This window comes from Novosphingobium sp. GW835-FHT14H07, assembly GCF_058793515.1.
Window position 1 is genome coordinate 218,639 of record NZ_JBXAFX010000001.1, and the last position, 20,349, is coordinate 238,987.

The 20,349-nt window shown below is 63.6% G+C and carries 17 protein-coding genes; 3 read left to right on the top strand and 14 right to left on the bottom strand.

The genetic code is table 11. The features are described 5' to 3' along the window. Positions 1-55: 55 nt before the first annotated feature. Positions 56-322, bottom strand: a complete 267-nt coding sequence (locus tag AC1Q5P_RS01040; protein ID WP_039332248.1) for a hypothetical protein — start codon at positions 320-322, stop codon at positions 56-58. A 49-nt stretch (positions 323-371) separates the two neighbouring features. Beyond that, positions 372-980 carry an energy transducer TonB gene (locus tag AC1Q5P_RS01045; RefSeq protein WP_492517904.1) on the bottom strand — a complete coding sequence of 203 codons (609 nt, stop codon included), beginning with the start codon at positions 978-980 and terminating at the stop codon, positions 372-374. A gap of 98 nt (positions 981-1,078) precedes the next feature. Here AC1Q5P_RS01045 and argJ point away from each other — a divergent pair, with 98 nt between their 5' ends. Next, complete coding sequence (argJ, locus tag AC1Q5P_RS01050) at positions 1,079-2,305, top strand: bifunctional glutamate N-acetyltransferase/amino-acid acetyltransferase ArgJ (RefSeq protein ID WP_492517905.1); 1,227 nt, start codon at positions 1,079-1,081, stop codon at positions 2,303-2,305. 32 nt (positions 2,306-2,337) lie between these two features. Next, the gene (locus AC1Q5P_RS01055; protein WP_492517906.1) at positions 2,338-3,111 is read left to right on the top strand and encodes an inositol monophosphatase family protein; all 774 of its coding nucleotides are present in this window, start codon (positions 2,338-2,340) and stop codon (positions 3,109-3,111) included. A gap of 40 nt (positions 3,112-3,151) precedes the next feature. Here the strand turns inward: AC1Q5P_RS01055 and trxA are convergent, their stop codons facing one another. From trxA to ahcY, 8 genes are all read right to left on the bottom strand, one after another. Then, positions 3,152-3,472 (bottom strand): thioredoxin, encoded by a 321-nt coding sequence (gene trxA / locus AC1Q5P_RS01060; RefSeq protein ID WP_039332242.1) that lies wholly within the window; start codon positions 3,470-3,472, stop codon positions 3,152-3,154. Positions 3,473-3,532: 60 nt separating this feature from the next. Further along, positions 3,533-7,024 carry a double-strand break repair helicase AddA gene (gene addA / locus AC1Q5P_RS01065; protein ID WP_492517907.1) on the bottom strand — a complete coding sequence of 1,164 codons (3,492 nt, stop codon included), beginning with the start codon at positions 7,022-7,024 and terminating at the stop codon, positions 3,533-3,535. Then, entirely contained in the window at positions 7,021-9,993 is a 2,973-nt protein-coding gene (gene addB / locus AC1Q5P_RS01070; protein ID WP_492517908.1) for a double-strand break repair protein AddB, read from the bottom strand. Before addB ends, addA begins: the two co-directional genes overlap by 4 nt. Before the next feature lies 1 nt (position 9,994). Further along, positions 9,995-10,717: a nucleotidyltransferase family protein gene (locus AC1Q5P_RS01075; protein WP_492517909.1), complete on the bottom strand. Its 723-nt coding sequence runs from the start codon at positions 10,715-10,717 to the stop codon at positions 9,995-9,997. Then, positions 10,714-11,697, bottom strand: coding sequence for an aminoglycoside phosphotransferase family protein (locus AC1Q5P_RS01080; protein ID WP_492517910.1), 984 nt, complete (start codon positions 11,695-11,697; stop codon positions 10,714-10,716). Before AC1Q5P_RS01080 ends, AC1Q5P_RS01075 begins: the two co-directional genes overlap by 4 nt. After that, complete coding sequence (gene tsaE, locus AC1Q5P_RS01085) at positions 11,688-12,137, bottom strand: tRNA (adenosine(37)-N6)-threonylcarbamoyltransferase complex ATPase subunit type 1 TsaE (RefSeq protein ID WP_039332235.1); 450 nt, start codon at positions 12,135-12,137, stop codon at positions 11,688-11,690. The genes AC1Q5P_RS01080 and tsaE overlap by 10 nt, the downstream gene beginning before the upstream one ends. Then, positions 12,134-14,482 (bottom strand): sensor histidine kinase, encoded by a 2,349-nt coding sequence (locus tag AC1Q5P_RS01090; RefSeq protein WP_492478025.1) that lies wholly within the window; start codon positions 14,480-14,482, stop codon positions 12,134-12,136. The genes tsaE and AC1Q5P_RS01090 overlap by 4 nt, the downstream gene beginning before the upstream one ends. A 142-nt stretch (positions 14,483-14,624) precedes the next feature. Then, a complete protein-coding gene (gene ahcY, locus AC1Q5P_RS01095) occupies positions 14,625-16,034 on the bottom strand; it encodes an adenosylhomocysteinase (protein ID WP_039332440.1) in 1,410 nt (469 codons plus the stop codon). A gap of 231 nt (positions 16,035-16,265) precedes the next feature. On the opposite strand from ahcY, the gene AC1Q5P_RS01100 reads away from it, so the two are divergent. Further along, entirely contained in the window at positions 16,266-16,745 is a 480-nt protein-coding gene (locus AC1Q5P_RS01100; RefSeq protein ID WP_039332231.1) for a peroxiredoxin, read from the top strand. A gap of 45 nt (positions 16,746-16,790) precedes the next feature. Here AC1Q5P_RS01100 and AC1Q5P_RS01105 read toward each other — a convergent pair whose 3' ends face one another. The 4 genes from AC1Q5P_RS01105 to AC1Q5P_RS01120 form a co-directional block, all read right to left on the bottom strand. Further along, a complete protein-coding gene (locus tag AC1Q5P_RS01105; protein ID WP_427463142.1) occupies positions 16,791-17,537 on the bottom strand; it encodes a TorF family putative porin in 747 nt (248 codons plus the stop codon). Between the two features lie 14 nt (positions 17,538-17,551). After that, positions 17,552-18,001 (bottom strand): hypothetical protein, encoded by a 450-nt coding sequence (locus AC1Q5P_RS01110; protein WP_492478023.1) that lies wholly within the window; start codon positions 17,999-18,001, stop codon positions 17,552-17,554. Positions 18,002-18,111: 110 nt separating this feature from the next. Further along, complete coding sequence (gene folE / locus AC1Q5P_RS01115; RefSeq protein WP_492478022.1) at positions 18,112-18,726, bottom strand: GTP cyclohydrolase I FolE; 615 nt, start codon at positions 18,724-18,726, stop codon at positions 18,112-18,114. Positions 18,727-18,738: 12 nt separating this feature from the next. Further along, positions 18,739-20,256 carry a phospholipase D-like domain-containing protein gene (locus AC1Q5P_RS01120; RefSeq protein WP_230487615.1) on the bottom strand — a complete coding sequence of 506 codons (1,518 nt, stop codon included), beginning with the start codon at positions 20,254-20,256 and terminating at the stop codon, positions 18,739-18,741. Positions 20,257-20,349 lie beyond the last annotated feature (93 nt).

The following is a 20,349-nucleotide window of genomic DNA, read 5'->3' on the forward strand; positions in this document are numbered from 1 at the left end:
ATCGGCGCGCAGCGTCGGACAGTGTCGTGCCGGTAAGGGTATGCTGTCCGTGGCGCTATTCGCGCGCGCGGTCAGTCAATTCAATGCCGCAAGGCCGGATCAGTGCCGGAGCGGGCAGCCACACCGTCTTGCGGCGGGCATTCGTGCGCTTCTGCGGCACCGCGCCACCGCGGGCCGCGCAACGCTGCTGGCGCTGCTCGACAGAAGTTGAAGCGCCTGTCGCCATGCCTGCTTCGGCCACTTCCGTGCGCGAGACGGCAAGCGCCGCCTCGGGCAGGGAAAGACCCGTAATCAGGGCCAAAAGGGCAAGAAGCATGCGCATTGCCGCAACAGATAGGCATTCCGTCGCGGTTCGTCCATATGGAAAGCTCTCAAGGCGCGACGTCAAACACCTCTATCTTCGTGGTGACCTGCACCTGCCTTTTTACCGGCTTTCCAGATTTGTCCTTGAACGGAGCCATTTTCGGGGGCCCGCCGGGACACGGTCCGGCGCCTGGCAACTCCCTCGTACCTGACGGCGTAGTGATGGATTGGCGGCAGTTGATCACGTTGCCCTGCTCGTCAACGACAAACGCCAGCACTTGCGTTGTGGGTGAAATCGAGGCCGGGACAAGATCATCCGGGATCGTCCAGCGTACCGAATTCGAATAGGTCCCGACGACGGCCCTTCCCTGCCCATCCATGGCAGGGCTGAAACGCGCCCGTGACTGGATCAGGTCGCACGTGGCACTATCAAGCAATGCACTTCCGCTGCTCATGGTGACTTCACAGCCGGACGGAACTCCGTCCGTTCTGACCTGAATGCGAAAGGCGACGGTGCCCTCCTGTTCGTTCCGAAGGGCTTCGGAAGGATAATCTTGGGTGGTAACCCACTCGCCCGGGTTTCCCATGGGCTTGGGGGATTGTGGCTCCGCGGCCGATGCATTCTGCTGAACAACGACAAAGGCCACGCAGGCCGCAAGATATCGGATCGAATTCATCCACTGAGGCTACAAGGTGCATTGCAAAGCACAAGCCGACAAACCCGCGTTCTGCGCATAACTTGAACCGGAAGCGCCTGCGCGCTAGGCGCATCGCCATGTCCGAAGCAAAATCGCCATTCGCAACGCCCTTCCCCACCCTGCCCGCCATTGCAGGCGCAACCCCGCGCATCGCGCGCGCCGGGTACAAGGACTGGGGCCGCTGCGACCTCACCTATGTCGAACTTGCCGAGGGCACGGCGGTTGCGGGCGTCTTCACGCGCAACGTGTGCTGCTCGTCAGAAGTGGAACTTGGTCGGCAGAACGTCCAGCAGGGCAAGGCCCGCGCGCTGGTGGTGAACGCCGGTAACTCCAACGCCTTCACCGGCTATCGCGGCCGCGAGGCGGTCGAGCAGATCATGTCGCAAGTCGCCGCACACCTCGGCTGCGAAAAGGAGCACGTCTTCGTCTCCTCCACCGGCGTGATCGGCGTGCCGCTGCCCAAGGACAAGGCCCGTGCGGGGATCGAAGCCGCACTCCAGGCCGAAGTCTGCTCATGGGAAGACGCCGCCCGGACCATCGGCACCACGGACACCTTCACCAAGGGCGCGGCCGCTTCGGCGATGATCGGCGATACCCGTGTGACGTTCAGTGCAATCATCAAGGGCAGCGGCATGATCGCGCCCGATATGGCAACGATGCTGGGCTATATCTTCACCGATGCCGCCGTCAGCCCGGCATTCCTGCAGGAGTGCCTTTCGGCCGCAAACCGTCGGACCTTTTCATGCATCACTGTCGACAGCGACACCTCGACCAGTGATACCGTGCTCGCCTTCGCCACCGGCAAGGCAGGAAACGCCGAACTGACCAGCTTCGACAGCCCCGGTGCCGATGCCTTCGCCGCCGCGCTTGAACAGGTATGTCGCGAGCTGTCCCACCTCGTCGTCAAGGATGGCGAAGGCGCGCAGAAATTCATCGCCGTCAGCGTTACCGGCGCGGTGTCCGACGAGAGCGCCCGCAAGGTGGGGCTTGCCATCGCCAACTCGCCGCTGGTCAAGACCGCCATCGCAGGCGAGGACGCCAACTGGGGCCGGGTTGTCATGGCCGTGGGGAAGGCTGGCGAACCAGCCGATCGCGACCGCCTCTCGATCGGGTTCGGCGGCACTTGGGCAGCGCGTGACGGTCAGCCCTTGGCCAATTACGACGAAGCGCCCGTCGCCGCGCATCTCAAGGGCAGCGAGATTTCGATAGAGGTCGATCTCGGCCTGGGCGAAGGCTCGGCCACGGTCTGGACCTGCGACCTGACGCACGGCTACATTTCGATCAATGCGGATTACCGGTCTTGAGCCGGTCCCTTGACGATGCAGTGGCCGCCCTCATGCGGGACACTGCGGAAAAGACGCTGCTGAAGCACTACCAGCGGCTGGCCATTGAAGAGGTGAGCAACAAGGCCGTCGACGATGTCGTCACCATTGCCGACACCGAAAGCGAAATCATGCTGGCCGAAGGGCTGGCAAGGATCCTGCCCGAGGCGGCGATCGTCGGTGAGGAAGCGGCCCATGCTGATCCGGCAATCTTCGATCGCCTATCCGACAAGCTGTGCTGGATCATCGACCCGCTCGACGGGACGAACAACTATGCGGTTGGCAAGCCGCCGTTCGGTATCCTGGTTGCCTTGGCGCAGGGCGGCGAAACTGTTGCAGGCTGGATCTACGACCCGCTCTCGGGCCGTCTGTGCACCGCGCATCGCGGCCAGGGCGCTTGGGTCAACGGCGAGAAGCTGACCGCGCAAGGCAGCGGCAATGACACGCCGATTGCCGCGATCTCGCTGGTCTTTGTCGACAAGTCCAAGCGCGCGTCGCTGATGGAGCATATCGCGCTGCACTACACGCTGGTCGATATCCCCCGTTGCGCCGCCGAGCAGTATCCCCGCATAGCTCTTGGCCAGAATGACGTGTCCCTGTTCGAGAAGACACTGGCGTGGGATCATGCCGCAGGCGTGCTGTTCCTGAACGAGGCAGGCGGCAAGGCAGCGCGACCTGACGGTTCGCCCTACCGCGTCGACCGCCATCTTGAGCCGGGCCTGATCGGTGCTGCCAGCCCCAGGCTGTTCGACGAACTGGCCGAGCGTCTTTCGCGCATGCCGGCCTGATACAAGAACCCCCGCTTTCGCGGGGGCAATTGCTTCGAAATCAAAGAACGCTTTCGAGCCATCCCTTGATCTGGCTCTTCGGCGCAGCACCCAGCTTCTGGGCGACCGGCTGACCGTCCTTGAACAGGATCAGCAGCGGGATCGACTGCACGCCGAACTGGCTGGCCGTATCGGTGTTCTCCATGATGTCGACCTTGGCGATCTCGACCTTGTCGGCCAGTTCCTCGGAAATCTCCTCAAGCGCGGGGGCGATCATCTTGCACGGGCCACACCAATCCGCCCAGAAATCGACGAGGACGGGCTTGCTGCTGCCCAGAACTTCGGAGGCAAAAGTGGCGTCGGAAACGGCCTTGGTCGACATTGCGTGAAACTCCTGTGTGGTTGAGGGCAATCTAGGCACTCGCGCGCGCGGTGCAACAGATCAGCCGGACAAGGATTCCTGAACCCCGGCAAGGCGCAGCTTTTGCGCTGCGATCAGGTCATCGGGAATAACGAACAATTGCGGCGTGTGGGTATAGAGCAGCGCAGCTTCAACCGGCAGGCCGGGGTGTATTGCTTCAAGCGCGGCAACATAGGCGGCCATCTGGCGGATGTAGGCCGCAGGAATCTCCTCGAGCGAGGCCGGAGGGCGGCGCGCTGTCTTGAAATCCACGATCCGTATGCCCTTGTCCGAGATGACAAGGCGGTCCACCGTGCCGCTCACGACGCGGCCTCCGACGACCGCTGCCAGCGGCACTTCAGCCAGGGAATCCGGGCCGAAGACGTCGTTCCAGCCCGGTTGGTCGATTACCGCTATGGCATCCGCCACCATGGCCACGTAGTCCGAATTGTCGAAATCGCTCGCCATCCGGGCAAGCCAGGCGAGACCAGCCTCCTGTCGCCGCTCGACCGGAAGTTCCGGAAGACGCTCGATAAGGCGATGCAGCAGCGTCCCGCGTCTTGCCGCCAGCATGGCATGAGGACCGGGCGGCGCTGGCGGATCCGGGGCCTCGTCCTCTCCCAGCGATGAAGGTGCAAGCGGGCGCGGCGGGCGAGGTTCGGGGCCGACTGCAGCGCGCAACACCTCCGGGACCTCAATCCGCGCAGAACGTCCGGATCGCTTGGCCGGCTGGCCTTTCAGGCTGGCAGGACCGCCGATCTGCTTGACCGCGCCCCAAAGCGGATCGCTGCGCCAATCGCCCTCGAACAGCGGCTCGAGTTGTGCGTACCAGCTGTCCTCGGGAAGGTCACCTGCCCCCTTCCTGCGCCTTTTGCCCTTCGCCCCTGCAATGAACAGGGCTTCCTCGGCACGCGTCATCGCCACATAGAGCAGACGCCAATGCTCCTCGCGCTCGGCGAGCTTGGCTTCTGCCTCCGCCTCGAGAACAGCGGGTGCCTTCTCCTCCTTTCGTAGCGACGGCAGGGGGACCTTGCGCACGGACCCCAGAACGTCTTCGACAAGCTCAAGACCGCGGGGTGGAGACAGGTCCGGATCATCCGCAGCATCGGCGAGGATCACGATCGGCGCCTGCAGCCCCTTCGATCCGTGCACGGTCATCACCCGCACCAGGCCATCAGCCTTGCCTGCCTCGCGCTTGAGCTCACCCTCCCCGGCGTCGAACCACTGCAGGAAGCCGATCAGGCTGGGCACATTGGCGCTGGAAAACGCGATCGCTGCGTTGAGCAGTTCGTCGATCGGATCGTTGGCCTCACGCCCAAGGCGTGCGACCAGTCTGCGACGGCCATCCCAAGGCCCCACTAGCAACCAATGCAGCAGCACTTGCGGCGGATCGAAATCGGCCCGGGCAAGCAGGCTGCGCAATTGCTCCATCGTTGCGAAAGTCGCAGGCCCCTCGTTCTGGCGCAGCCAGTCCCACAGCCGCACGCCCTGCCTGCGATAGCCGTGTTCGAGCAGGTCTTCCTGCGACCACCCGATCAGCGGAGAAACCAGCAACGCAGCCAGGTTCAGGTCATCCAGCGGTTGCGCGGCAAAGCGCAGCGCGGCCACCAGGTCCTTCACCGCAAGCGGAGCGCCAAGCCGCAGCCGGTCCACGCCCGCCACTGGCACGCCGCGCGCGTGCAGACGTGCCACGATCAGCCCCGCCAGTTCCTTGCGCTTGCGCACCAGGACCATGACGTCGCCCGCACCGGCATGGCGCTGAGCCTTGCCCAGTGGGAAGCCGCTGTCGATCCACGCCTTCACCTGCAGCGCGATCTGGTCCGCCAGCTTGCGATCAGGGCGCGAGAGCCAGCTTTCGGCGCCCTCGTCTCCCCCTCCCTGGTCGCCCCCGCCACCGTCATCCTCCTCGTCCGGCGCATCATCGCCGACGATCTTCCAGAGGCCGACCGTGCCGGGGATATCCAGACCGACATGGCGCTCGGGCTTGCGATCAAGGCCCAGCCGATCCCACCCCAGATGATCGATGGCACGGTCGACGAATTCGAGGATCGGCCTTGACGTGCGAAACGATTGGCCCAGCCCGAGTTCGAGCAGCTTGCGGTCCGGGTCGGAGAGGATCTGCGCGACCTGATCGAGTTGCTCCCTGACCCGAAGGCTCGCCTGCGCGAAGTTCTCGGGACTCGTCCCCTGAAAACCGAAGATGGCCTGCTTGTAATCGCCCACCACGAACAGCGTGCGCACGGCAGGCCCACGCTGGCCTTCGCCGGTGAAGAAGTCGGACACCAGCCCTTCGAGCACGATCTCCCACTGCGAGGCATTTGTGTCCTGCGCTTCATCGACAAGGATGTGGTCGAAGCGGCGATCGAGCTTGAAGCGGATCCATTCGGCGCTGGTGCGCTTGGTCAGAAGGTCGGCGGCGGTGCGGATCTGGTCATCGAAATCGATGAAGCCCTCGCGCGCCTTGGCATCGCTCCAGGCCAGGGCAAAACGGCGACCGATGGTAAGCGCTGTCTCGAGCAGGTCGGCAAGATCAAGCTGTGCCTTGCGGGCCTTTACTGCCTCGACGCAGGCAATGACCCGCGCGGCATAGTCGGCATATCCGGGCTGCTTCTTTTCGATGTTCGTGGTCGACTTGGCTTCATCTTTGGCCGTGAGAAACTGGCTCTTCAGCGCGGCAAAGGTGTTCAGGCGCCCTTCCGGGCCCGCGGCGAGCCAGTCGCCAAGGGTGTTCGCGGTTTCGATACCACTCTTGGTGCCCCAGGCGCTGTTCATCTCCATGCAGCGCCGGACGGACTCGCAATCGAACCGATCATCGGCGCACATGGCGGCAAGGCTCTCCGGCCCGTCGTCCTCGCCCAGCCCGATCACGCGGTTGATCCGCGGTCGCAGTGGCGGTTGCCATGCGCCCGGCCCTGTCCACAGATCCAGAGCACCGGCGCAACGCAGCAGAAAGGCTTCCACCTGATCCTCGCTCATCCGGCGCGAGAGCGAGGCAAGACCGTCGATCAATGCCTCGTCGCCCTCGATTTCGGCCGAAACCAACAATTCGGCCAGCACTTGCCGAACCAGCAGTGCCCGGTCGCGGTCCTCCATGGCTCGGCTGCCCGGTCGCAATCCCGCCTCCACGGGAAAAGATGCAAGCAGCCACTGGCAGAAGGCGTGAATGGTCTCGATCCTGAGACCGCCGCCGGGGCAATCGAGCACGGCGGCAAAGCGGCTGCGCGCGCGGGCCACGGTTTCGGGTCCGAAAGGCGCGCCAATCGCCTTCAACTGCGCGGCGAGCTCGATCTCGGGAAGACGCACCCAGCTGGCGAGCACTTCGTTGACGCGCGTCGCCATTTCGGCGGCACCCGCCTTCGTGAAAGTCAGGCAAAGGATCTGCTCGGGTTCGACACCCTCCTGCAGAAGCAGGCGCAGAACGCGCGCGGAAAGGACCTGCGTCTTGCCGGTCCCTGCGGACGCAGATAGCCAGACGGTGCGCTGCGGATGGACCGCATGCGCCTGATTGTCCCTGAGGGGATAGACCTTGCTCACCGGCCGCTTTCCTCTTCGCGACCCTGCCATTCGTCGAGACGCATCAGCTGGTCAAAATCACTGTAGCCCGGAAGATCGGGATTGAGCCGCGCCGTGAACGGCTCGCTGCCGAGCAACCAACGCGCAATTGCTTCACGCAGGAAACGCTCGGTTTCGGGCAGGAAGTCTTCAAGCGACAGGCCGGTCTGCCGCGCCGTTTCCTTGACGGGAGATTTCATGTAGCCAAAGGCGCGATCCTTGTTCCGGCCAAGCGACCAGTACTCGAACTTCGTTGGCTCGCCCGAGACGTCTTCCATGCCACCGCCACGGGCGATCATGCCAATGAGGCCAAGCTGAAGGGCGTATCCTTGCGCGACCATCTTGCCCGATGGCGGCGTGCCGGTCTTGTAGTCGACTACGGCCAGCGTTCCGTCGGCCAGCCTGTCAATACGATCTGCACGGCCGTGAATGCGGATGCCGTCAACCATGATCTCGCCCTTGCGCTCGATCGCCAGAACGTCGCGGCCTTCGCCGGCAAGGCGGTCCGTTTCCTCCTCGATCCACAGCAAGGCATCGATCAGGCGCGGCTTCCACATCGCCCGCATGAAGGGGTGGGCGCTCATCTCGTCGAACATGCGTTCGGCAAGCGGCACGAGTTCGCCGGGACGGCCGCCGCCATCGTGCCATGCCTTCAGCACATCGTGAACTGCGGTGCCTTTCCAGGCAGGCGTCGGATCGGCATCGACCGGATCCAGGCTACGCAGACCAAGGATCGCCGAGGCATAGAACTGGTACGGATCGCCGCGCAGCCGGTCCAGTGCGGTAACCGCAATCGGAACGCGCCGCTGCTCCGCACTGGGCATGGGGTGCGGCCGGGGGTGAGGCTGCTCCGGTTCGGGATCGGCCAACGCTTGGGCAAGGCTGACCGCGCGCGTCTCGCGCCGAAGCTGCTCGCCAAGCATTGCGCGAATTCGCAGCAGGAAGCGCGAAGGAATGACCGGACCGGTTGCATCGCGGTGCGCATGGCTGAGCACGACTTCGGGCGCTCCCAATGCAGCAGCAAGGTCGTGTGCAGAAAGACCGATGCGGAAATCGGCGCCCGGGATGCCCAGAGCGCGGAGGATGGCAGGAGCCAGCAGCGGATCAGTCGCCGGGCTGCCTGGCCAGGAGCCCTCGGTCAGGCCAGCGCAGATGACAAGATCGGCCCGGCTCATCCGCGCTTCGAGCAAGCCGTAGATCGCCAGACGCGGATGCCCCCCATAGGGCGGGCGGACGGAGACTTCCTCCATGGCATCGCGCAACAATGCCGGCAGTTCTTCGGGCGGCAAAAGGCCTGGATGCTCTGAAGCAGCTTCGCGCCAGGTCTCGATGAACTGCGCGAGACAGCGCCCATCGGCCTGCGCCCACAGCCCCTGCCCGCACAGCGCTTCTCCCACTTCGGACAGAGCTATCAGCGCCGCATCCAGCGACGCGTGGCCATCGAGCGACAGCAGCGGAAACAGCAGGTCCTCGACGACCGACCACCAGTCTGCAAGACCCGGATACCGCTTTTCATGTTCCTTCGCCTTGCTCCGGATGGCAGCCAGTCCGGGGCCGGGTCGGGGGCCACGCAGGGCCAGATCCAGCTGTCGCACCCGCTCGAGCCATTTCGCCCTGCCCTCGCCTGCGCAGACCAGCGGGTGGCCAAGCAAGGCAAGCAGCGGGACGGGTGCGGCCCGCTCGGCAACGACTTCGGCCAATTGAAGGATCACCCTGCCTGCCGCCGTCTGCGGCAATGGCCGGCCGGCCGTATCGTCCACGCCAATATTCCAGCGGCCAAGATGCGCCACGACCCGCGCCGCCAGACTGCGGTCCGGCGTGATCACCGCCACGCGGCGCTCTGGCTCGTCAAGAGCTTCGCGGACCAACACGGCAATGGCCTGCGCTTCTTCCTCCGGGTTGGCGCTCTCCATCATCCGAACGCCGGAAAGACGGCGCTCCCTCGCCTCGAGCGAAGCCCAAGCAGCACTGGCTTCCGGCGGCAGGAAGAGATTCGAGATTGCGCGGCTGCGTTCCGGCGGCGCAGGCGCAAGGCCAGAACGGTGCCACGGCTCAACCTCGCCTCGCCCGATCCCCATGCGGTTCAGCAGAAGCTTCAGGTGATACTGCGGATGCGTTACGACATCCCCGCGCTGAAATACCTTGCCGTCAGGTCCGCCTGCAGACCCGAGCGCGTCCCAGACCGATACATCCATCGCAAGATCAAGATCGGGCAGAATGACGCCGCCGTCCGGAAGATCCGCAATCACCCGCAGCAATTTCGCGACCGCAGGCGAGGCCGAGGTTACGCCCGCAGCGATCACGGGATGGGCAGGCGGGGTTTCCCTCCACACCTGCGCCGCGTGGGCCAAAAGCAGATTGCGTCGTTCGGGCGCATCGATCCTGCCCAGCCGCGCCAGTTCGTCCTTCCACTTGAAGAATACGGTGGCGAACAGCTTGGTGCTTTCCCGCCAGTGCTCCGACAGTTCCGACGAGAGGCCAAGGATGCCTTCGTCGAGCATGTCCTCGGGACGCACCCCTTCAATGAGGAGCCGGTCGATGCTCTGTGCCACGCTTCTGGCCTGTCGCAGCAAGGCAGCTTCACCGGGCGCTTCGTTGCCCAGTTCGTCGCGGATCAGCGCGGAGAGTTTGAGCAGCCGGTGTACTGGGTCCACGGCATCGGGAATCCCCGCCCCGGCACCGATCGGGTCAAGCAACGGTCCCAGCGTCTCGTCGAGGTCAAGGTCGCCCACTACCGCCATGCGCGGCAGCAACAGTCCCTGCCCGCTTATCCTAACGAAAGCTTCGGTGACCGTGCGGATTGCGCGTTGGCTTGGCAGCAGCAGCGTCAGGCGCGCGAGGCCAAACCGATCCTCGCGATAACGAGGGACCAGGCCGGCGACCAAGGCGTCGGCAAAACCCCTGTGCGCCGCGATGGACCAGACACGCGGACGGGTGGAGAACTCGGCCATGTCAGTCGCGCTTCAGCGCAGCCTCGGTTGGGGCGATCATCTGGGGTTCGCCCACTTCATACCACAGTCCCTGGTGGGACAATCCGTAAAGCCGCCCCTTTTCGATGGCCCGTTGCCACAGCACCATAGTTCCGAACGGACCTTCCGGCGCGTCACGGAGCAGGCGGTGCGAAACAATCTGGATGCCGCTGTAAATGAAAGGCGCCACACGACCGGTCCGACGGCGCGATATCCGGCCCAGGGCATCCATGTGGAAATCCCCCTTCCCGCGATAGTTGAACGCCCGCGCATGGGGCACGAGCAGCAGCAACGCATCCATCCTTTCGGCGTCCCAATGATCCGAAAGGTGGGCAAAGACGTTCCGCGGCCCGTCTAGCCAGATATTGTCGGAGTTGAGGCAGAAAAACGGATCGGTCCTCAGCAAGGGCAATGCCTTGACCATGCCCCCGCCGGTTTCCAGCAGCTGCGCCCGCTCGTCCGAAATGGAAATGGCCGGGCTTTTGCGTTGCGCCAGATACGCTTCCATCGCGTCGGCAAGATAATGGACGTTGACCACGGCCCGGGCCAGGCCGGCTTCCTCAAGCTTGTCCAGCGCATGGTCGATCAAGGGCTTGCCCGCCACCTGCACCAGAGGCTTTGGCCGCGTGGCCGTAAGCGGGCGCATTCTTTTGCCAAGGCCCGCCGAAAGAACCATGGCCACGTCGCTCACAAGAGGCTTGCTCATACTGTAAACGATCCGCCCATGCTGGCGCGCAGGTCTGCCGGAATATTGGCATCGAACCAGGCGGCAACCGGAGCCAGTGCCGGATGCGCGAGATCGCGTTCCAGCAGAGCCCAGACGCGAGGAATGTAGTCAAGGTAGCGCGGTTTGCCATCGCGCTTCCAAAGCCGCACGAAGATGCCGACGATCTTGGCATTCCTTTGCGCGCCAAGCCGGGCGTAATCCGCCAGGAAATCGTCGCCTTCGCCGGTCTTCTGCAGGTAGTAGTCCAGCATGCTGGCTTCGAGTTCCGGCGAGACATCCCGGCGCGCATCCTGCAGCAGCGAGACCAGATCGTATGCCGAGTGGCCGTTCAGGGCATCCTGAAAGTCCAGCAGCCCCTGTCGATCCAGGCCGTTGAGCAGCATGATGTTCTCGGCGTGATAATCGCGCAGGACAGTGACCCCGGGGCGCTGACGCGGAAGAAGGTGCGACAGGACCTCTTCCCAGGCCGCGTTCCAGCCCCGCCCGTCGACATAGAGGGACTGGGTAGGCACGTACCACTCGATGAACAGGCGAGCCTCGCGCTGATACTCGGCCAGCGTATATCCCGTGAAAGGCCCCGCAGGCAGCTTGCGCAGCTGCAGCAGGGCGTCGATGGCATGCCGATAGACTTCTTCCTCATCCTGCGGCCAGGCATCGAGGTATTCGCGCATGCGCACGTCACCGAAATCCTCCAGCAGGACAAAGCCCTGCGCCGGATCCTCGGCGAGGACATGGGGCGCGCGCAGGCCATTTGCATCGAGCCACTTGGCAGCGCGAAGGAACGGCTCGGGATCTTCGTTGGGCGGCGGCGCGTGCATCAGCATCGCATTGCCCGCTGATCGGCGAATACGAAAGTAACGACGGAACGATGCATCGCCAGGCAGTGGCTCGACGGTAGCGCCGATCCAGCCTGCCTTGTTCAGGAAGGCGTCGACGCCCGAAGGAATAGTCAGGTCCATGGTACTCGCTCTATCCAATCGCGCCCCGGCGTTACAATGGCCCGCCTGCCGTTTTCCGTGGATTCCAGCACGATCGAAAGGCATCCGGGCTCATGCGCGAAGCCCCCGGCATTTTCCGGCCATTCAGCGAGCAGCGCCGCGCCTTCGCGATAGTCATCCAGACCGATCTCTTCCGCCTCGGACGGATCGTCCAGACGGTAGAAGTCTGCGTGGACCAGGGGCAGACGCACCGACGGCGGATCATAAAGCTCGATGATGGCAAAGCTGGGACTGGGCACTTCTCCGGCGTGTCCCAGTGCTGCAATGATTGATCGCGCCAAGGTTGTCTTTCCCGCGCCCAGGCCGCCAGAGAGGGCAATCACATCGCCCGGGCGCAGTTTCGCGGCGATCTCGCGGGCGAGAACAGCCGAACTGTCCAGGTCGGGCAACTCGAAGATCACGGCAGCACCACGATGGCGCTGGTGCCAAGGCCGGGCTCGGACACAAGCTCCAGTGTTCCGCCATGCGCTTCCACCAGTTGGCGAACCAGCGGCAGGCCGAGCCCCTGCCGGCGCTCCACCGCCTTGCCTTCGGCATCGAGCTTCAGCCCCTCAAGAGCGCGGGCAAGGACCGCAGGCTCCATGCCGCGGCCATTGTCGGACACGACCACCTGGAGCGGTCCCCCCTTGCTTCGGGAGGCAACGACAAGGATCCTGCCGCCCTCGGGTGTCGCAGCCACGGCATTGTCAACCAGTTGCCCAAAGGCCCGACGCAACCTGCGGGCATCGCCGATCACGGTTCCGGCGCTCTTGTCGCCGCGCAGATCGAGGGCAAGGCCAGCAGCCGTGATCCGCTCTCCGCGTTCGCTGACAACTTCGGTCAGCAACGGGAATATCTCCACCGGCTCCTGTTCCAGCGGCAGCGTTCCGGCCTCGCTCTGCGAAAGGTCGAGCACGTTCTCGATCTGCTCCCCAAGCCGCGCGACCGAAGTGAGGATTGCCGAAACATATTCGTCCTGCTGGGGCGTCAGATCCCCGGCGATGCCACTTTGCAGAAGCTCGGCAAAGCCTCCGATCGAAGTGAGGGGCGTGCGGAATTCGTAGCTCATGTTCGCTATGAACCGCGTCTTCACCGCGTCGGCCTCGACCAGCGCCGCATTGCGTTCGAGCAGCGCCGCCTCGGCCTTCTGGCTGTCGGTGATGTCCAGGACCGTGAGCATCCCGTTCCCGTCCGGAAGCGGCACGCCAGCGAGGGCAAAATGGCGTCCATCCGCAAGCGTCAACCGGCCGGAACGCTGCTTGCGCTCCAGCGTCGCGGCTTGGATAACCTGCGCTATCGTGCCAATCTGCGCGGGACGTTTAAGTTGCGTTGCCAGCCTGTTAAGCAGAACGTCGACCCGCGGATGGGTGGTGAGAAACTCCTCCTCAAGCCCCCAATCTGCAGCAAACCTTCGGTTCCACAGCTGCAGCTTGCCGTCAGGTGCAAAAACGGCGAGCGATTCGAACAGATTGTCGAAAGTTGCCGTTCGCGTCCGCAGCAGGGTGTCCCGCGTCGCCGAGAGCTGCAGTTGTTCGGTTCGATCCTCGAAGATCATCAACAGCCCGCCATCCGGCATGGGCTGGCCGACCACGCGCAGATGGGTCCCCCCGGAAAGGTGCCAGGATTCCTCGATTGGCACGCGGGCGAGGAACCAGGCCTGCCTTTCGCGGCGCCACTCGGGGAAATCGCGGACTTCCGGCAACCTGCCCGCATCTCGCATCCGGTCAATGACCCGGTCGAACGGCGGTGTGTCCACCACCCAGGCCTTGGGCACACCGAATATGCGCAGGAAAGGCTGGTTTGCGAAGACCAGGTTTCGCTTCTCGTCAAACTGGGCAATGCCCGCCGAGAGCGTATCGAGCATTTCGCGCTGCGCTTCGCGGAAGCGGCGGAACTGGCGGATCAGCTCCTCCATTTCCTCGATGTCGACGACGTATCCGGCGATCCCGTCCTCGCCCAACGGCAGGTCCGTGACGCGCACCGCGCGGCGCTGCCCCTTGATCGTTGCCAGCAGCGAACGCTCGATCGGCACCTTGCGAGACTGCGCCTGGCGGGCAACCTGGGATGCGGAGAGACCATCGACAGGTTCGATCAGTTCGATGCCCTGAGCGATAACCACATCGGCGCTCGCCGCACCAACGGCTTTCACATAGGCGCTGTTGACAAGACGCAGGCGCAGGTCCGGCCCGCGAAACCACATCGGCAAGGGAGCCGCCTCGATCAGGCCCGAAAGCCCGGCAAAATCCGCCCGTGCCGCAGTCGTCTCGCTGCGCAGGCGGACCAGCTCTTCCTGGCTTTCCGAGAAGTCGAAAAACCAGACCAAGGCTGCACCACCCGGAGAGATCTGGGGGTCGGCCAGGTGTCCCTGGGCCGAAAGGCTGCGTTTGCCATCCTTGGGCGTGAGCGCCAGCCTGAAGGACGCGCCGGTCTTTTGCGCCTTTCGCACAGCGTCGCTCAATTGCGAAAGCTGCACCTCGTCAAAGCCTGCACCTTCTGCGTCCAGTTCGGTCAGGTAGCCGGGCATCGTCTCGAAGCCGAACCATCCGGCAAGCCGCGCAGGGCCTTCAATCCTGCCATCGGCGCGCACCAGCAATGGCAGGGCGGGCGATTCATCGACCATCCTCGCCAATCGGCGCGCCTGGCGATGCACCGCCTCGCCCTTACGCGCGCGCGCTCGTGCAACAAGCACCAGCCAGCCTGCCCCTGCGGTCCAGGCAGCAAGCAGCAATCCGATCAACACCATGATGGTCTGGTTGAGCAGCGGCATCGTCCTCTCGCTAGGGCCTGCCCCCAAGAATTACAATCCGGCGCACTACAATACTGATGATCCGGTATCACTCATTCCAAGAACCGAAAGGGCGGCGTGGTTTCCCGCGCCGCCCTCTGGTGTTCTGGCTGCTATCGCACGATCAGTAGCGATAGTGGTCCGGCTTGAACGGCCCGGCTTCCGGCACGCCAATGTAATCAGCCTGCTTCTTGCTGAGCTTGGTCAGCTGCACGCCGAGCTTCTCGAGGTGCAGCGCCGCAACCTTCTCGTCGAGGTGCTTGGGCAGCACGTAGACTTCGTTCTTGTAGTTCTCGGCCTTGGTGAAGAGCTCGATCTGGGCCAGCGTCTGGTTGGTGAAGCTGGCGCTCATCACGAAGCTCGGGTGGCCGGTGGCGCAGCCCAGGTTCACCAGGCGACCCTTGGCAAGGATGATGATCTGCTTGCCATCGGGGAATTCGACGAGGTCGGTGCCCGGCTTCACTTCGGTCCAGTTGTAGTTGTCGAGCGCAGCGATCTGAATCTCGCTGTCGAAGTGGCCGATGTTGCAGACGATGGACATCGGCTTCATCGCCTTCATGTGCTCGGCGGTGATTACGTCCTCGTTGCCGGTCGCGGTCACGAAGATGTCGCAGCGCTTGACCGCTTCTTCCATGGTGACAACTTCATAGCCTTCCATCGCCGCCTGCAGTGCGCAGATCGGATCGATTTCGGTGACCATCACGCGCGCGCCGCCCTGGCGCAGCGATGCGGCCGAGCCCTTGCCGACGTCGCCGAAGCCGGCAACGCAGGCGACCTTGCCGGCCAGCATCACGTCGGTGGCGCGACGGATGGCGTCGACCAGCGATTCCTTGCAGCCATACAGGTTGTCGAACTTCGACTTGGTAACGCTGTCGTTCACGTTGATCGCCGGGAAAGGCAGCTTGCCGTCCTTGGCGATCTGATACAGGCGGTGGACGCCCGTGGTCGTCTCTTCCGAAACGCCCTTGATGTTCTTGACCGACTGCGTGAGGTAGCCGGGCTTCCTCTTGAGGAAAGCGTTGAGCGCGCGGACGAACTCGATTTCCTCGGCGTTCGAAGGCTCGAACAGCTTCTCGCCAGCTTCCACGCGCGCGCCCCACAGGGCGAACATGGTGGCATCACCGCCGTCGTCGAGGATCATGTTGGCAGTCTGGTCGTCACCCCAGTCGAAGATCGAACCGACATAGTCCCAGTATTCCGCAAGGGTTTCACCCTTGATCGCGAAGACCGGGATGCCGGCAGCGGCGATGGCAGCCGCAGCATGGTCCTGCGTGGAGAAGATATTGCAGGTGGCCCAACGCACTTCGGCGCCCAGCGCGACCAGCGTCTCGATCAGCACGGCAGTCTGGATCGTCATGTGCAGCGATCCGGTGATGCGCGCGCCCTTGAGCGGCTGCGATGCGCCGAATTCCTCGCGCAGGGCCATCAGGCCGGGCATTTCGGTTTCGGCGATCTTGATTTCGGCGCGACCGAAGTCGGCAAGGCCGATATCGGCGATCACGTAGTCGTTCTTGGCGTCAAGCACGCTGGCCACGAAGCTTTCTCCTGAAAAATCATCTGCGCGGCAGACCAAGGTACCGGCGCGCTCCTGCAGGGCCCATAGCGTGCCCGCCCCCACTCTGCAAACTTAATATAAAGATGTCTTTATATCGCTATTCGGGATTACCGCACTGCCGGACTGTTGCAGACCACCGCAGCGCGCCTATATCCAACCCGCCATACTCGTCCGGGCCCCCTCGCCCGGCGCAACGAAAGGAAGATGGGGATGACAATCGCTGTTGGAGACAAGCTGCCCGACGTCAAGATCGTCAAGGCGACTGCCGAAGGTCCGGAAGCCGTGCAGTCAGCCGATTACTTCAAGGGCAAGCGCGTTGCGCTGTTTTCCGTCCCCGGTGCCTTCACCCCGACCTGCTCGGCCAAGCACCTCCCCGGCTACGTGGAAAAGGCCGCCGATCTCAAGGCGAAGGGCATCGACGAGATCGCCTGCACCGCCGTCAACGATCCCTTCGTGATGAAGGCCTGGGGCGCCGCTTCGGGATCGAGCGACGTGACCATGCTGGCAGACGGCAACGGTGACCTCGCCGAAGCGCTCGGCCTTACCATGGACGGTTCGGGCTTCGGCCTCGGCAAGCGCGGCCAGCGTTTCTCGATGGTCGTCAACGATGGCGTCGTCGAGCAGCTGTTCGTCGAAGCTCCGGGCGACTTCAAGGTCAGCTCCGCCGAGCACATGATCGAGAACATCTGATCTATCAAAAGGCCCCCGGAAACGGGGGCCTTTTTCCTTGAGCACTCAGAACGAAAGCCGGACCCTCCCCAGCACCCGGTCACCGGCGTGCTTGAGATCGGCATAGGGCGAAACCGAGACACCCGAAGTGTCGATATCGGTGCCAGCGTAGTCGAGCCCGATCGTGAACGGAAACTGGTTGTATTCCACGCCCAGCCTCCAGTCTGCATAGTCCCCGGCCGGACGCAGCCTTGCCGAGCGAAGATCCTTCGTGTCCCCCGTGGTGTATCCCACTGATGCGGAAAGACTGATCGGCAGCGCCGGCACGCCGAAGTTCGCTGACCCTCTCAGATAGAGATTGTCCCCGCCGATCGCGTCCTGTTTCGGCGCATAGAACGCATCGGCCCGCACTTGCAGCGGTCCGATCGAATAACGCGCACCAAGGCCCACTTCCCCGTAGTCGGCACCGATATCCGCGCCGCCGAAGAAATGCCCGATAGCTTCCGTCCGCAGGGTGATCGCCCCGGCTTCCCAATCCTTGCCGATAGCCACGTCGCCGACGACATCGGCATTGGCATGGCGGTCAGACTTGCGCAGCGCCGCCATGCGCACCGAGGCATCGAGCCCGGCAAAGCCGACGCTGGCATCGGCCGAGGCGGAGATTTCCCCATCACTCCAGCTGAGCCCGCGCCGGACTTCGTCCGTGGTTGCCTCCACGCCCACTTCCACCGACTGGGCCAGCGCTTGCGGCGCCTGCACCGAAGCGATCACGCCAAGAACTGCCAGACCATTCAGAGTGTGGATGCGGGTCATGTACTCATTTCTCCTCAGCCCTCGCGCTGCCTGGCGTGGGCTCCTTCTGCTTCAACGAGGATCACTTCGCGATCCTGCGCAACCATGGCCATCATCGCACTGCGCAAGTCATCTCGGCGCGCCTCGATCACGCGGTCGATGCCATTGCCGCGCTCCGAGCACCAGCCCGGCGACGATCCCGTAAGCACGTCATCGCGCAGCATCGAACGACTTGCCTGCATCTTTGCGCCAACCCGTGCCTGCCGCTCGACCGAAAGCGATACGGACCACTGGCAGCGCAAGGAGGAAGCCCGCCCGGCACCGCCGGCCGAACCGACCTGCTTCATTTCGACCCTTGTCTTTCCGCTGTAATCGGCTGTGATCGGGCCGGCAGCATGCTCGATGACGGTCGAGTGCTCCATGCCCATCGCCGGAGCGCTGAAGCCCAGCGCAACGGCAAGACCTGCAAAGCCAAGCGTCTTCATGTTGTGTCTCCTGCAAACGTCCCGGCTTTTTTCCGGTGACACAAGCAAGATAGAACCGCGATTGTGTGCAACCAACCGACCGACTTGTAATGTTTCTTTGCTAGGTTGCCTCAATAGCCCATCAGGCTGAGCACTTCCTTGCGGCTTCGCGTATCGTCAAGGAACGTGCCCATCATCCGGCTCGTCACCATTCCAACACCAGGCGTGCGCACGCCGCGCGCGGTCATGCAGGCGTGGCTCGCCTCGATGACCACCGCCACACCATGCGGCTTGAGGTTGTCCCAGATGCACTGCGCGACTTCGGCGGTCAGGCGCTCCTGAATCTGCAGGCGACGCGCAAACCCATGAAGGACCCGCGCCAGCTTGGAAATGCCGACGACCTTGTGCCGCGGGAGATACGCGATCGCCGCCTTGCCGATGATCGGCGCCATGTGATGCTCGCAATGGCTCTGGAACGGAATGTCCTTCAGCAGCACGATCTCGTCGTAGCCACCTACTTCCTCGAACTGGCGCGACAGATGGCTGGCAGGATCCTCGCCATAGCCCAGACAATATTCCTTCCAGGCACGGGCGACGCGCTTGGGCGTATCAAGCAGTCCCTCGCGCGCCGGATCGTCACCCGACCACCGGATCAGCGTGCGGATGGCGTCCTGGACATCTTCGGGAACAGGTGACTTGCCCTGGGCCAGATCGTCATCTTCATCAGGCCCCACCAGACTGCTCATCACGTTCCTCCGCTACCTTGCAGGCCGTCGCAGGAAGCGACTCCTGAACAGACCCCGGCGGTAGAAGGACAGCATTTCCTCCGGACGCTCTGGGTCGAGTACCTCGTTGTCGGCCAGCGCCTTCTCCGCATCGGTAAGGTCGTGCGGCACGAACCGCCCCAGTCTCTTGCCCTCCTGCGGAGCAGCAGCGATGGCCGCAGCCATCGAACCGTGCTGGTCCAGAAGTTCCGCTACCCGCTCTGGCCCGATACCGCAATGCTCGGCCAGAAGGGAAACTCGCAACCGGCGGATTGCCTCGCCACAGTGACCATTGGCAGGCCTTGCACAGTCGATGAACACATCGCACTCGCTATCAAGACCCATCGACCGGTTGTTCAGGTTTGCCGATCCGATCCTCAGGATCTCGTCATCGACGATTGTCAGCTTGGAATGCACATAGATCGGCGTGCCTTTCGCGGTGAAGGGATGCCAGACAGAGAAGCGACCTGCGTGATCGACCTGCTCGATCGCCCGCACCAGCCGGATGCGTGCCCCATCCATCGCCGTCTGCTCCAGCCAGCCATCCGAACTCTGCGGGTTGATGAGCACGATCTCGGGGGGATCCGGCTCCTCCATCCGCCTCACGATGGCTTCTGCAATCTTGCGCGATGCGAAATACTGGTTCTCGAAGTAGATGAACTTCTTCGCCCGCGCGATATGCTCGAGAAACAGCGCTTCCACCTCGCGCACCTCGCGTGCTTCGGCAAAGTGTGATCGCGTCCGCGCGATGCCGATCTCGACATTGCGGAATTCAGCCTCCACCGTGGTTGGCCAGGGAGAGGCTCGTTGCGGCTCGCAAGGCTCGAACGGCTTACCCCCGGCCTGTTCCCACCGCTTTCTGCCAAAGGCTCCCAGGACAGCGGCAGCCTCGCCTTCCATCAGCATGGTGCAGTCGTGCCACGGGCCATAGAGCTTGCCTCCGGGCCGTCTGCGCCGCTTGTCGTCGTCGATGTGCTGTCGCGTGTCCCAGCGATCGCCCGCCATGTCGATCCCGCCGCACACGGCAAAGCGATCGTCGATCACCGCAATCTTCTGATGGTGGCTGCACCCCAGGGGATGCGCGCTGTCGAGCTTGAACACGATGCGCGGGTGCCTCCACCAGCGCAACAGATCAAGCATCATCGAGCCACGAAAGACGGCCTTCAAGGCGCCGAAGTTCCACTTGAGAACCCTGACATCGAGTTGCTTGCGACGGTTGGCCAGCCAGACGACAAAGGGGCCAAGCCGCGCCGGCGAAACGCGCCTTCGCGGCAGGTTCCACCATCGCCGGCCGCCGCCGATGATGATCCGCGTATCGAAATCCCATCCAATCAGGAAAATCCGTTGCTGCGCGCGCATCATCGCCTCGCGCATGAGCGCGAAGTAATCCGCAGCATCGATCACCGCATGCGCCCTGTCGGCCATCGCATAGCGCCAGACTGATTCGGATTCCGACTGCATCCGGGCAAGGCCGCCGGCCTGTTGCTCGGTCACGCCTTCGTGTTCAGCCACAAAAACTTACTTCGATTATGTTACCAGCACACACCACCGACATTCCCCTGCATACCGATAGATTGCTATCTTTTTGTCACTAGTAAGGAAAAG